This is a genomic window from Pseudomonas sp. S12(2018) (assembly GCF_024355235.1).
GTDB lineage: Bacteria > Pseudomonadota > Gammaproteobacteria > Pseudomonadales > Pseudomonadaceae > Aquipseudomonas > Aquipseudomonas palmensis.
Window position 1 is genome coordinate 210,956 of record NZ_QLAD01000003.1, and the last position, 12,748, is coordinate 223,703.

10 protein-coding genes are annotated in these 12,748 nt (G+C 64.3%); 4 read left to right on the plus strand and 6 right to left on the minus strand.

Annotation, left to right across the window (positions count from 1 at the left end; genetic code table 11):
• The 6 genes from DN388_RS08160 to gloB all read right to left on the minus strand — a co-directional run bounded on the left by DN388_RS08160 (nucleotide 1) and on the right by gloB (nucleotide 8,208).
• Nucleotides 1-1,020 (minus strand): ABC transporter permease, encoded by a 1,020-nt coding sequence (locus DN388_RS08160; RefSeq protein ID WP_043864487.1) that lies wholly within the window; start codon nucleotides 1,018-1,020, stop codon nucleotides 1-3.
• Nucleotide 1,021: 1 nt separating this feature from the next.
• Nucleotides 1,022-2,095 (minus strand): microcin C ABC transporter permease YejB, encoded by a 1,074-nt coding sequence (locus DN388_RS08165; protein ID WP_043864486.1) that lies wholly within the window; start codon nucleotides 2,093-2,095, stop codon nucleotides 1,022-1,024.
• 1 nt (nucleotide 2,096) lies between these two features.
• Nucleotides 2,097-3,959 (minus strand): extracellular solute-binding protein, encoded by a 1,863-nt coding sequence (locus tag DN388_RS08170; RefSeq protein ID WP_254998586.1) that lies wholly within the window; start codon nucleotides 3,957-3,959, stop codon nucleotides 2,097-2,099.
• Nucleotides 3,956-5,788 (minus strand): extracellular solute-binding protein, encoded by a 1,833-nt coding sequence (locus DN388_RS08175; RefSeq protein WP_054915278.1) that lies wholly within the window; start codon nucleotides 5,786-5,788, stop codon nucleotides 3,956-3,958. Before DN388_RS08175 ends, DN388_RS08170 begins: the two co-directional genes overlap by 4 nt.
• Nucleotides 5,789-5,907: 119 nt before the next feature.
• On the minus strand, nucleotides 5,908-7,329 hold the full coding sequence (locus DN388_RS08180) for a LysM peptidoglycan-binding domain-containing protein (RefSeq protein ID WP_254998589.1): 1,422 nt from the start codon (nucleotides 7,327-7,329) through the stop codon (nucleotides 5,908-5,910).
• A gap of 99 nt (nucleotides 7,330-7,428) precedes the next feature.
• Nucleotides 7,429-8,208, minus strand: coding sequence for a hydroxyacylglutathione hydrolase (gloB, locus tag DN388_RS08185; protein WP_043859726.1), 780 nt, complete (start codon nucleotides 8,206-8,208; stop codon nucleotides 7,429-7,431).
• A gap of 80 nt (nucleotides 8,209-8,288) precedes the next feature.
• Here gloB and DN388_RS08190 point away from each other — a divergent pair, with 80 nt between their 5' ends.
• From DN388_RS08190 to DN388_RS08205, 4 genes are all read left to right on the plus strand, one after another.
• Complete coding sequence (locus tag DN388_RS08190) at nucleotides 8,289-9,071, plus strand: class I SAM-dependent methyltransferase (protein WP_043859727.1); 783 nt, start codon at nucleotides 8,289-8,291, stop codon at nucleotides 9,069-9,071.
• Nucleotides 9,072-9,080: 9 nt separating this feature from the next.
• The gene (gene rnhA, locus DN388_RS08195) at nucleotides 9,081-9,536 is read left to right on the plus strand and encodes a ribonuclease HI (protein WP_043859728.1); all 456 of its coding nucleotides are present in this window, start codon (nucleotides 9,081-9,083) and stop codon (nucleotides 9,534-9,536) included.
• Nucleotides 9,537-9,622: 86 nt separating this feature from the next.
• Nucleotides 9,623-10,375, plus strand: a complete 753-nt coding sequence (gene dnaQ, locus DN388_RS08200) for a DNA polymerase III subunit epsilon (RefSeq protein ID WP_229589435.1) — start codon at nucleotides 9,623-9,625, stop codon at nucleotides 10,373-10,375.
• Nucleotides 10,376-10,461: 86 nt separating this feature from the next.
• The gene (locus DN388_RS08205; RefSeq protein ID WP_254998596.1) at nucleotides 10,462-12,708 is read left to right on the plus strand and encodes an Orn/Lys/Arg decarboxylase N-terminal domain-containing protein; all 2,247 of its coding nucleotides are present in this window, start codon (nucleotides 10,462-10,464) and stop codon (nucleotides 12,706-12,708) included.
• The last annotated feature ends 40 nt before the right edge of the window (nucleotides 12,709-12,748 follow it).

A 12,748-nucleotide genomic window follows, 5' to 3' on the forward strand; every position in this document is an offset into this window, starting at 1 on the left:
TCATTTCCTCGGGTCGAAGGCATCGCGGGCGGACTCGCCGATGAACACCAGCAGGCTGAGCATCAGTGCCAGTACCGCGAAGGCGCTCATGCCCAGCCACGGCGCCTGCAGGTTGGACTTGCCCTGGGCCACCAGCTCGCCCAGCGACGGCGCGCCCGGTGGCAGGCCGAAGCCGAGAAAGTCCAGCGCCGTGAGGGTGCCGATGGCGCCGGTCAGGATGAACGGCAAAAAGGTCATGGTCGAGACCATCGCGTTGGGCAGGATGTGCCGGTACATGATCGCGCCGTTCTGCATGCCCAGCGCCCGCGCAGCGCGCACGTATTCCAGGTTGCGCCCGCGCAGGAACTCGGCGCGCACCACGTCCACCAGGCTCATCCACGAGAACAGCAGCATGATGCCCAGCAGCCACCAGAAGTTGGGCTGCACGAAACTGGCCAGGATGATCAGCAGGTACAGCACCGGCAACCCCGACCAGATCTCCAGAAAGCGCTGCCCGGCCAGGTCGACCCAGCCGCCATAGAAGCCCTGCAGGGCGCCTGCGATCACCCCGATGATGGAGCTGAACACCGTCAGCGTCAGGGCGAACAGCACCGAGATGCGAAAGCCGTAGATCACCCGCGCCAGCACGTCGCGGCCCTGGTCGTCGGTGCCCAGCAGGTTCTGCGCCGAGGGCGGTGCCGGGGCGGGCACCTTCAGGTCGTAGTTGATGCTCTGGTAGCTGAACGGGATCGGTGCCCACAGCACCCAGCTGTCCTTGGCTGCCAGCAACTCGCGGATGTACGGGCTCTTGTAGTTGGCCTCCAGCGGGAACTCGCCGCCGAAGGTGGTCTCGGGGTAGCGCTTGAGGGCGGGGAAGTACCATTCGCCGTCGTAACGCACCGCCAGCGGCTTGTCGTTGGCGATCAGCTCGGCGCCCAGGCTCAGCCCGAACAGGATCAGGAACAGCCACAGCGACCACCAGCCACGGCGGTTGGCCTTGAAGCGTTCGAAGCGGCGGCGGTTGAGAGGGGATAGGGTCATCTCAGTGCTCCCGGCTGTCGAAGTCGATCCGCGGATCGACCAGGGTGTAGGTCAGGTCACCGATCAGTTTCACCACCAGGCCCAGCAGGGTGAAGATGAACAGCGTGCCGAACACCACCGGGTAGTCGCGGTTGATGGCCGCCTCGAAGCTCATCAGGCCCAGGCCGTCGAGGGAGAAGATCACCTCCACCAGCAGCGAGCCGGTGAAGAAGATGCCGATGAATGCCGAGGGGAAGCCCGCGATCACCAGCAGCATCGCGTTGCGAAACACGTGCCCGTAGAGCACCCGGTTGGGGCTCAGGCCCTTGGCCTTGGCGGTGATCACATACTGCTTGTTGATCTCGTCGAGGAAGCTGTTCTTGGTCAGCAGGGTCATGGTGGCGAAGTTGCCGATCACCAGCGCGGTCACCGGCAGGGTCAGGTGCCAGAAGTAATCGAGGATCTTGCCCGTGGTGCTCAGTTCATCGAAGTTGTTCGAGGTGAGCCCGCGCAAGGGGAACCAGTCCAGGTAGCTGCCGCCGGCAAACAGCACGATCAGCAGGATGGCGAACAGGAATGCCGGGATCGCATAGCCGACGATGATGGCCGAACTGGTCCACACGTCGAAGTGGCTGCCGTGCCGGGTAGCCTTGGCGATCCCCAGGGGGATCGACACCAGGTACATGATCAGCGTGCTCCACAGCCCCAGCGAGATCGACACCGGCATCTTCTCGGCAATCAGGTCGATGACCTTGGCGTCGCGGAAGAAGCTGTCGCCGAAATCCAGCCGGGCGTAGTTCTTGATCATGATCCACAGGCGTTCCGGCGCCGGCTTGTCGAAGCCGTACATGCGCTCGATTTCCTTCACCAGGGCAGGGTCCAGGCCCTGGGCGCCACGGTAGTTGGAGCCGGCCACGGATACTTCCGAACCGCCACCGGCGATGCGGCTGGTGGCGCCGTCGAAGCCCTCGAGCTTGGCGATCATCTGTTCCACCGGGCCACCGGGCGCGGCCTGGATGATCACGAAGTTGATGATCAGGATACCCAGCAGGGTGGGGATGATCAGCAACAGGCGGCGAAAGATATAGGCCAGCATGTCAAGGTGCCTCGCCCGCTGGGGCAGCATCGGCTGGGGCGGCATCTGCGGCCCCCGGCACCACCGGTTTCACGTCCGGCTTGATCCACCAGGTGTTGATGCCGATGTCGTACTTGGGCGGCGTGGCCGGGTGGCCGATATGGTTCCAGTACGCCACGCGCCAGGTCTTGATGTGCCAGTTGGGTACCACGTAGTAGCCCCATTGCAGCACGCGGTCCAGGGCACGGGTGTGTTCGATCAGGCTCTGGCGCGAGTCGGCATTGATCAGGCCGTCCACCAGGGTGTCCACGGCCGGGTCCTTGAGGCCCATGAAGTTGCGGCTGCCGGGCTTGTCGGCGCTGGCGCTCTGCCAGAACTCGCGTTGCTCGTTGCCCGGCGAGTTGGATTGCGGGAAGCCGCCCACGATCATGTCGAAGTCGCGCGAGCGCAGGCGGTTGATGTACTCCGATACGTCCACCCGGCGAATGTTCAGCTCGATGCCCAGGTCGGCCAGGTTGCGCTTGTAGGGCAGCAGGATGCGCTCGAACTCGGTCTGGGCGAGCAGAAACTCGATCACCACCGGCTTGCCCTGGGCATCCACCATCTTGTCGTCCTGGATGCGCCAGCCGGCTTCCTGCAGCAGCTTGTAGGCCTGGCGTTGCTGCTCGCGGATCATGCCGCTGCCATCGGTGACCGGGTTCTTGAACGCTTCGGTGAACACCTTGTCGGGGATCTGCCCGCGCAGCGGTTCCAGCAGTTTCAGTTCGGCCGCATCCGGCAGGCCGCTGGCCGCCATGTCGGAGTTTTCGAAGTAGCTGGTGGTGCGGGTGTAGGCGCCATTGAACAGCTGCTTGTTGGTCCACTCGAAGTCCAGCAGCAGGCTCAGTGCCTCACGCACGCGCACGTCCTGGAAGATCGGGCGGCGCAGGTTGAACACGAAGCCCTGCATGCCGGTCGGGTTGCCGTTGGCGATCTCTTCGCGGATCAGGCGGTTCTGGCGAACTGCCGGGATGTTGTAGGCGGTGGCCCAGTTCTTGGCGCTGACCTCCAGCCAGTAGTCGAACTGGCCGGCCTTGAGCGCCTCGAGCGCCACGGTGTTGTCGCGGTAGTAGTCGACGCGAATGGTGTCGAAGTTGTAGAAGCCGCGGTTGATCGGCAGGTCCTTGCCCCAGTAGTCGGGGTCGCGCACGTAGCGGACCGAGCGCCCGGCCTTGACCTCGGCGACCTTGTACGGCCCGCTGCCCAGGGGGATCTCCAGGTTGCCTTTGGTGAAGTCGCGGTTGGCCCACCAGTGCTTGGGCAGCACCGGCAACTGGCCGAGGATCAGCGGCAGTTCACGGTTGCCCTTGTGCTTGAACTTGAACAGCACACGCAGCGGGTCTTCGGCGATCACTTCGTCGACGTCGGCATAGTAGGCGCGGTAAAGCGGTGCGCCGCTGGTGACCAGGGTGTTGAAGGTGAACACGACGTCTTCGGCACGAACCGGATGGCCATCCTGAAAGCGCGCCTCGGGGCGCAGGTAGAAGCGCACCCAGCTGTTGTCGGGGGCTGTTTCGATCTGCCTGGCCAGCAGCCCGTATTCGGTGAATGGCTCATCAAGGCTATTGCGCGCCAGGGTGTCGTATACCAGATCGATGTTGTCGGCCGGCACGCCCTTGTTGATGAAGGGGTTGAGGCTGTCGAAGCTGCCTGAGCCGTTCACGCGAAAGGTACCGCCCTTGGGCGCGTCGGGGTTCACATAGTCGAAATGCTTGAAGTTGGCCGGGTACTTGGGCGCTTCGTCGTAGAGGGTCACTGCATGTTGCGGGGCGGCCAGGGCCTGAAGGCTCAGGCTGGCCAGCAGCAGGCCGCCTGCGATCAGGCGCAGGCACGGCAATGGCATCATTGGGCGTTCTCCGTGGGCTTGAGCCACCAGCTGTTCAGCCCCAGGGTGTAGGGCGGCGTGGCGACAAAGGCAAACCGGTTGCGGTAGGCCAGGCGGTGATAGTCGAGATACCAGTTGGGAACCATGTAGTGCTGCCATAGCAGCACTCGATCGAGGGCGCGCGCCGCAGCAACCTGGTCGTCGCGGCTCTGTGCATTGAGCAGGGACTCTAGCAGGTGGTCGACCACCGGGCTCTTCACGCCCGCGTAATTCTTGCTGCCTTTGGTGGCGGCCTGGCTGGAATGAAAATACAGCCACTGCTCGAGGCCCGGGCTCAGGGTCTGGTTCAGGGTCATCAGAATCATGTCGAAATCAAATTGGTCCAGCCGTTGTTTGTACTGGGCCCGGTCTACCGTGCGCAAGCGCGCGTCGATACCGATGCTGGCAAGATTTTCGACATAAGGTTGCAGGATCCGCTCCAGGTTCGGGTTCACCAGCAGAATTTCCAGCTTCAGCGGCTGCCCGTTGCTGTTGAGCAGGCGCTGGCCGCTGAGCTTCCAGCCTGCCTGGCCGAGCAGGTTGAGGGCCTGGCGCAGGGTATCGCGGTCGATACCGCGCCCGTTGGTCTTGCCCACGCTGTAGGGCTGGGTGAACAGGGCGGCAGGCAGTTGGTCGCGGTACGGCGCCAGCAGCAGCCACTCCTTGCCCACCGGCAGGCCGGTGGCGCTGAACTCGCTGTTGGGGTAGTAACTGCTGGCGCGCTTGTAGGCGCTGCTGAACAGGGTGCGGTTGGTCCATTCGAAGTCCAGCATCAGGCCCAGCGCCTGGCGCACGCGGTCGTCGCTGAAGGCGGCGCGCCGGCTGTTCATGAACAACCCCTGAGTCTGGGTCGGGATCTGGTGGGCGATCTGCGCCTGGATCACCTGGCCACGACGCACAGCGGGGAAGTTGTAGCCGGTGGCCCAGTTCTTGGCCTGGTGCTCGATGTAGACATCGAACTCACCCGCCTTGAAGGCCTCGAAGGCCACATCGCTGTCGCGGTAGAACTCGAACTCGACGCGGTCGAAGTTGTACTTGCCGCGGTTGACTGCCAGGTCCTTGCCCCAGTAGTCCTTGACCCGCTCGAACACCAGGCTTCGACCTGGCTGTACCTGGGTGATGCGGTACGGGCCGCTGCCCAGTGGCGGTTCAAAGGTAGTGGCCTTGAAGTCGCGGCCTTTCCAGTAATGCTGGGGCAGCACCGGCATTTCGCCCAGGCGCAAGATCAGCAGCGGGTTGCCGGCACGCTTGAACACGAAGCGGATGCGCTTGGGGTTGAGGATGTCGACCCGCTGCACTTCCTGCAGGTTGGTGCGGTAGAGCGGGTGGCCTTCCTTGAGCAGGGTGCGGTAGGAGAACGCCACGTCGGCGGCGGTGATCGGCCGGCCATCGTGAAAGCGTGCCTCGGGACGCAGGTTGAACACCACCCAGCTGCGGTCTTCGCTGTACTCCACCGAACGGGCGATCAGCCCGTAGCTGGAGGTGGCTTCATCGCCGGACGGGTCGCGCTGGCCGGTGCCCACCATCAGGGTCTCGTTCAGCTCGTTCACCCCGTACTGCAGGAAGTTGGGCGTGGTGACCGGGCTTGAGCCCTTGAAGGTATAGGGGTTGAGGGTATCGAACGTGCCGAATGCCATGGCGCGCAAGGTGCCGCCTTTGGGCGCTTGCGGGTTTACCCAATCGAAATGGGTGAATTTGGCTGGGTACTTGAGCGTGCCGAACTGGGCGTAACCGTGACTTTCGCTGATGGTCGCGCCCGCGGGAAAGCTCAAGGCCAGGCTGAATGACAGCAACAGGAGGGGACGTATCAAGTCGGCGATCCGATCCGGGCTTGGGCTTTATTCCGGCTACAGTAACAGCTTGTATCGGCAGGAAAAAGAGCAGCCCCGGAGATCGCCGGGGCCGCGGCCAGGCGGGCCTGGCCCGGGTCTCAGTGCGGCAGGTAGACGGTGAGGGTCTGGCCGGGCTTGAGGGCGTGGCCGCTGCGCGGATTCCAGCGCTTGAGGTGCTGCATTTCAACGTTGAAACGCTTGGCCACCATGTACAGCGAATCGCCTTTGCGTACCTTGTACTGGGTAGGCTTCTTCTGGTTGCCGCCCGCGCTGGCAGGCTGCGCACCTTGCATCACCAGGGTCTGGCCGACCTTGAGGTTGTTGCCGCGCAGCTTGTTCCAGCGCTGCAGGTCCTTGACGCTGACCTTGTTGGCCCGGGCGATGCTGCCCAGGTTGTCGCCACGCTTGACCCGGTAGCGGCTGTTGCGCACCGGCGTCGAGGCTTCGGCCAGGGCTGCCTCGAATACCGCCTTTTTCGGCTGCAGGCTGAGCAGCTCTTCGGGCTTCATGTTCGACAGGCTGGTGGTCAGCAGTTGCGCCTTGGCGGTGGGTACCAGCAACTGCTGCGGGCCGTCCACGGTCATGCGTTTCTTGAAGGCCGGGTTGAGCTGGAACAGCTCGTCTTCGTCGATCTCGGCCAGTGCGGCGACCCGCGACAGGTCGAGCCGGTCCTTGATCGCCACGGCTTCGAAGTAGGGTTCGTTGGCAATCGGGTTGAGGTTCACGCCGTACGCCTGCGGGGTCAGCACCACCTGCGACAGGGCCAGCAGCTTTGGCACATAGTCGCGGGTTTCCTTGGGCAGCGGCAGGTTCCAGTAGTCGGTTGGCAGGCCGAGCTTCTCGTTGCGCTCGATGGCGCGGCTGACCGTGCCTTCACCGGCGTTGTAGGCCGCCAGGGCCAGCAGCCAGTCGCCGTTGAACATGTCGTGCAGGCGGGTCAGGTAGTCCAGCGCCGCGTTGGTCGAGGCGGTGATGTCGCGACGGCCATCGTAGAAGCGCGTCTGGCGCAGGTTGAAGTAGCGCCCGGTGGACGGGATGAACTGCCACAGGCCCACCGCGTGGGCGCGGGAATAGGCCATCGGGTTGTAGGCACTTTCGATTGCCGGCAGCAGGGCCAGCTCCAGCGGCATGTCGCGCTCTTCAAGACGCTCGACGATGTAGTGGATGTACAGGCTGCCGCGGTCGCCGGCGCCTTCCAGGAACGAAGGGTTGCTGGCGAACCACAGGCGCTGCTGCTCGATGCGCGGGTTCACCGCAATGCCGTCCTGCAACTGGAAGCCCTGGCGCATGCGTTCCCAGACGTCCTGGGCCACGGCTGGCTCGACCGGCTTCTTGTCATGCACGAAGATCGGTTTCTGCTTGATCCGCGCCTGGAAGTTGTGCGCGCGAACGCTATCGGATTCATCGACCTGGCGCGTGCTCTGGCAGCCCACGAGGGTGGCGGCCAGGGCCAGCGCACTGGCTTGGGCCAGGCGCGTCAGGGCAACGGAATTGAAGGTTCTGCGGCTAGGGGACGACATTGGCTGGGGGAAAGTTCCGGGCAAAAATGTCGGGCGATTCTAGAAAGGCACCCCCCATCGGTCAACCTTTGAGAATTTTCCGACCTTCACAGCGCCTGTTTAGAACGTGTCTTTCCAGGCCCGCAACCCTGCAAAAACAGCACTGGGCGTAGGGTTTATGCGGCCCACCCGTTCGTCTATTTTTTGTTTAACGGATGTTTCTGCTACCCGCAAAAACGGGTTGGTCAGCTTCTCCAGCGCGATGGTGGAGGGCAAAGTGATGCGATCCTGCGCGCGCAGTGCGGTAACGTCTTCGAAGCGTTGGATAACGTGCGGGTTCTGCGGCTCGACCGCACAGGCAAAGCGCAGGTTGCTCAGGGTGTATTCGTGGGCGCAATACACCTGGGTGGCCGCCGGCAGCGCTGCCAGGCGCTCCAGCGAGTGGTGCATCTGCTCCGGCGTGCCCTCGAACAGGCGCCCGCAGCCGGCGGCGAACAGCGTGTCGCCACAGAACAGCATCGGCAACTGCGGCTGGGCACAGTAATAGGCGATGTGCCCCAGGGTGTGGCCGGGTACGGCGAACACCTGGAACTCAAGCCCCAGCACCTCGAGGCGGTCATTGTCGTTCAGGGCCTGGTCGCGGGCGGGTATGCGTTCGTTGGCCGGGCCGCTGACGCGGGCGCCGGTGTGCGCCTTGAGCTGCTCAACGCCGCCCACATGATCGTGGTGGTGATGGGTGATCAGAATGTCGGTCAGTTGCCAGTCGGCATGCGCCTGCAGCCAGGCCAGCACGGGGGCGGCATCGCCCGGGTCGACCACCGCACAACGCTGGTTCACGGCATCTTGTAACAACCAGATGTAGTTATCACTGAAAGCGGGCAGGGCCTGTATCTGTATCATCGTGCGATTCGCCAAACGGTGGACATGGGTGCATCTTAGTAGCTATGTGCGTTGTCGAGAACCTTCCAAGGGAGACAGCAATGACCGATCAAGCCTTTGCCCAGGCCGACCCGCAGTGGCTCGAGCTGATCAGCCAGGCGCGCGAGTGGTTCGCCGGCCCGCTGGGCCAGCAGCTGCTCGCCGGGGAACAGCGCCTGCTCGAAGAGGAGCTGGGGCGCTTCTTCGGTGGCTACCTGGTGCATTACGGCCCTTGCGCCGAGGCACCGCCCAATGCCCCGCAGGTGCAACGCAACGTGCGCCTGGGGGCGCCGCTGCCGGGCGTCGAGATCGTGTGCGAAGAACAGGCCTGGCCCCTGAGCGAGCACGCCGCCGACGTGGTGGTGCTGCAGCACGGGCTGGACTTCAGCCTCTCGCCCCACGGCCTGCTGCGCGAGGCGGCCAGCAGCGTGCGCCCTGGCGGGCACCTGCTGATCGTCGGGATCAACCCCTGGAGCACCTGGGGCCTGCGCCGGGTGTTTGCCCATGATGCGTTGCGCAAGGCGCGCTGCATCTCGCCGTCGCGGGTGGGCGACTGGCTCAACCTGCTGGGCTTCGCGCTGGAGAAACGCCGCTTCGGGTGCTATCGTCCGCCGCTTGCCTCGCCGGCCTGGCAGGCACGGTTGTCTGGCTGGGAGCGTGCTGCCGGGCGCTGGCAGATATCCGGTGGCGGTGTGTACGTGCTGGTGGCGCGCAAGATGGTGGTGGGCCTGCGCCCGCTGCGCCAGGTGCGCCGCGAGCCGATGGGCAAGCTGCTGCCGTTGCCGATGGCCAAGGTCAACCGGCGCACGCCTCACCCCGAGGGCCGCACCTTCAATGATGAATAAAGGCTGTACATGAGCGAAAGCGTCGAAAGCGTCGAGATCTACACCGATGGTGCCTGCAAGGGCAATCCTGGCCTGGGCGGCTGGGGCGCGCTGCTGGTCTGCAAGGGCGTCGAAAAGGAGCTGTGGGGCGGCGAGCGCGAAACCACCAACAACCGCATGGAACTGATGGCCGCCATCAAGGGCCTCGAGGCGCTCAAGCGCCAGTGTGATGTGCTGCTGGTAACCGACTCGCAATATGTGATGAAAGGCATCACCGAGTGGATGGTCAACTGGAAGAAGCGTGGCTGGAAGACCGCCGCCAAGGAGCCGGTCAAGAACGCCGACCTGTGGCAGCAGCTCGACGAACAGGTCAACCGCCACAACGTGAAATGGCAGTGGGTGCGCGGGCACGTCGGTCACGCCGGCAACGAGCGTGCCGACCAGCTGGCCAACCGCGGCGTCGACGATCTGCGCAAGCAACGCTGAACCCTCCCTTTAGCGAATTCGCCACATCCTGCCCCGGGTGAGGTAAAATCCGCCGCTTTCAATATTCAGGCAGTACGCGGCAGGAGATGACCGACGTGGAGATGCAGAACAACAGGTCGGTAGTGCTCGACACCGAAACCACCGGTATGCCGGTGGCCGATGGTCACCGCATCATCGAGATCGGCTGTATCGAGCTGGTCGGCCGGCGCATGACCGGACGCAATTTCCACGTGTACCTGCAGCCTGACCGCGAAAGCGACGAAGGCGCGATCGGGGTGCACGGCATCACCGACGAATTCCTGGTGGGCAAGCCGCGTTTCGCCGAAATCGCCGACGAGTTCTTCGAGTACATCAAGGGCGCGCGGCTGATCATCCACAACGCGGCGTTCGACGTTGGTTTCATCAACAACGAATTCGCCATGCTCGGCCAGCACGATCGCGCCGATATCGCACAGCACTGCGAGGTGCTCGACACCCTGCTGATGGCCCGTGAGCGTCACCCCGGCCAGCGCAACAGCCTCGATGCCTTGTGCAAACGCTATGGCGTAGACAACTCCGGCCGCGAACTGCACGGCGCGTTGCTCGACTCCGAGTTGCTGGCGGACGTGTTCCTGGCCATGACCGGTGGCCAGACCAGCCTGTCACTGGCCGGCAGCGACAGCGAGGGCGAAGGCCAGTCCAGCCAGGGCAGCGAGATCCGTCGGCTGGTGGGGCGTCAACCGGGGCGCATCATCCCGGCCACCGAGGCAGAACTGCAAGCGCACATGGCGCGCCTTGAAGCGGTGGCAAAATCCACCGGTGGCCCGGCCTTGTGGCAGCAACTGCTCGAGGCCCGCTGAAGCAAATCCCGCCGCGTACCTGGCGCCGACCTTCTACCCTGAAATGAACGGCCTCACGGCCTGTCGCTCAGAAGGTGCCGGCGCCCATGTACAAGGACCTCAAGTTTCCGATACTCATCGTGCACCGCGATATCAAGGCCGACAGTGTGGCCGGTGATCGCGTGCGCGGCATTGCCCAGGAACTGGCCCAGGACGGCTTTACCATTCTGCCGGCGGTGGACTACGCCGAGGGCCGCCTGGTAGCGGCCACCCACCACGGCCTGGCCTGCATGCTGATTGCGGCCGAAGGCGCGGGGGAAAACACCCACCTGCTGCAGAACATGGTCGAGCTGATCCGCCTGGCGCGGGTGCGCGCACCGCACTTGCCGATCTTCGCACTGGGCGAGCAGGTGACCCTGGAGAACGCCCCGGCCGACGCCATGAGCGAACTGAACCAGTTGCGCGGCATCCTTTACCTGTTCGAAGACACCGTGCCGTTTCTGGCCCGGCAAGTGGCGCGGGCGGCGCACAACTACCTGGACGGCCTGCTGCCGCCGTTCTTCAAGGCTCTGGTGCAGCACACCGCGCAATCGAACTACTCCTGGCACACGCCGGGCCATGGCGGTGGCGTGGCGTATCGCAAGAGCCCGGTGGGCCAGGCGTTTCACCAGTTCTTCGGCGAGAACACCCTGCGTTCGGACCTGTCGGTGTCGGTGCCGGAGCTGGGTTCGCTGCTCGACCATACCGGCCCCCTGGCGGCGGCCGAAGCGCGTGCGGCGCGCAACTTCGGCGCCGACCACACCTTCTTCGTGATCAACGGCACCTCCACCGCCAACAAGATCGTCTGGCACTCGATGGTCGGGCGTGACGACCTGGTGCTGGTGGATCGCAACTGTCACAAGTCGGTGTTGCACGCAATCATCATGACCGGCGCAATCCCCCTGTACCTGTGTCCGGAGCGCAACGAGCTGGGCATCATCGGCCCCATCCCGCTGAGCGAGTTCAGCCGCGAGGCGATCCAGGCCAAGATCGCGGCCAACCCGCTGGCCGCAGGTCGCGAGCCGCGGGTGAAGATGGCGGTGGTGACCAACTCCACCTATGACGGGCTGTGCTACAACGCCGAGATGATCAAGCAGGTGCTGGGCAACAGTGTCGAGGTGCTGCATTTCGACGAGGCCTGGTACGCCTACGCGGCGTTTCACGAATTCTTTGCCGGGCGTTACGCCATGGGTACTTCGCGCAGTGCCGACAGCCCGTTGGTGTTCAGCACCCATTCCACCCACAAGCTGCTGGCCGCGTTCAGCCAGGCCTCGATGATCCACGTGCAGGACGGCGGTGCACGTCAGCTCGACCGTGATCGATTCAACGAGGCGTTCATGATGCATATCTCCACCTCGCCCCAGTACAGCATCCTGGCCTCGCTGGACGTGTCGTCGGCGATGATGGAAGGCCCGGCTGGGCGCTCGCTGCTGCAGGAAATGTTCGACGAGGCGCTGAGCTTCCGGCGTGCGCTGGCCAACCTGCGCGAGCACTTGGCCGACGACGACTGGTGGTTCAGTATCTGGCAACCGCCGCAGGTGGGTGGCATTCACCGCGTGGCGACCGAGGACTGGCTGCTGCAACCCCAGGCCGAATGGCACGGCTTTGGCGATGTGAGCGAAGACTACGTGCTGCTCGACCCGATCAAGGTCACGCTGGTGATGCCGGGGCTGGATGCGGGCGGCAGCCTGGGCGAGCATGGTATTCCTGCGGCAGTGGTCAGCAAGTTCCTGTGGGAGCGCGGGCTGGTGGTGGAGAAGACCGGCCTGTATTCGTTTCTGGTGCTGTTCTCGATGGGGATCACCAAGGGCAAGTGGAGCACCTTGCTCACCGAACTGCTGGAGTTCAAGCGCAACTACGACGCCAATACCGCGCTGCTGCAGAGCCTGCCGTGCGTGGCGCAGCTGGACCCGTTGCGCTACCACGGCATGGGCCTGCGCGACCTGTGCGAGCAGTTGCACGAATGCTACCGCGCCAACGCCACGGCCAAGCAGCTCAAGCGCTTGTACACGCGCTTGCCCGAGGTGGTGATGAAGCCGGGGGATGCGTATGACAAGCTGGTGCGCGGCGAGGTCGAGGCGGTGCCGATCGAGCGCCTGATCGGGCGGGTGGCGGCGGTGATGCTGGTGCCGTACCCGCCGGGGATTCCGTTGATCATGCCCGGGGAGCGCTTTACCGAGTCGACACGCTCGATCATCGACTACCTGAGCTTTGCACGGGCGTTCGACCGTGGGTTCCCCGGGTTTGTGGCCGATGTGCACGGGCTGCAGCATGAGGTGGGGGACGTGTATACGGTGGATTGCATCCGCGAATGAGGGATGGCTTGTGCTGGCCGCTTCGCCGGCCTTGCCGGCG

Bases quoted from the DNA above. Each gene is read 5' to 3' on its own strand.
- DN388_RS08160 (WP_043864487.1), bottom strand. From the start codon at position 1,020: ATGACCCTATCCCCTCTCAACCGCCGCCGCTTCGAACGCTTCAAGGCC.
- DN388_RS08165 (WP_043864486.1), bottom strand. From the start codon at position 2,095: ATGCTGGCCTATATCTTTCGCCGCCTGTTGCTGATCATCCCCACCCTG.
- DN388_RS08170 (WP_254998586.1), bottom strand. From the start codon at position 3,959: ATGATGCCATTGCCGTGCCTGCGCCTGATCGCAGGCGGCCTGCTGCTG.
- DN388_RS08180 (WP_254998589.1), bottom strand. From the start codon at position 7,329: ATGTCGTCCCCTAGCCGCAGAACCTTCAATTCCGTTGCCCTGACGCGC.
- gloB (WP_043859726.1), bottom strand. From the start codon at position 8,208: ATGATACAGATACAGGCCCTGCCCGCTTTCAGTGATAACTACATCTGG.
- DN388_RS08190 (WP_043859727.1), top strand. From the start codon at position 8,289: ATGACCGATCAAGCCTTTGCCCAGGCCGACCCGCAGTGGCTCGAGCTG.
- rnhA (WP_043859728.1), top strand. From the start codon at position 9,081: ATGAGCGAAAGCGTCGAAAGCGTCGAGATCTACACCGATGGTGCCTGC.
- dnaQ (WP_229589435.1), top strand. From the start codon at position 9,623: ATGACCGACGTGGAGATGCAGAACAACAGGTCGGTAGTGCTCGACACC.
- DN388_RS08205 (WP_254998596.1), top strand. From the start codon at position 10,462: ATGTACAAGGACCTCAAGTTTCCGATACTCATCGTGCACCGCGATATC.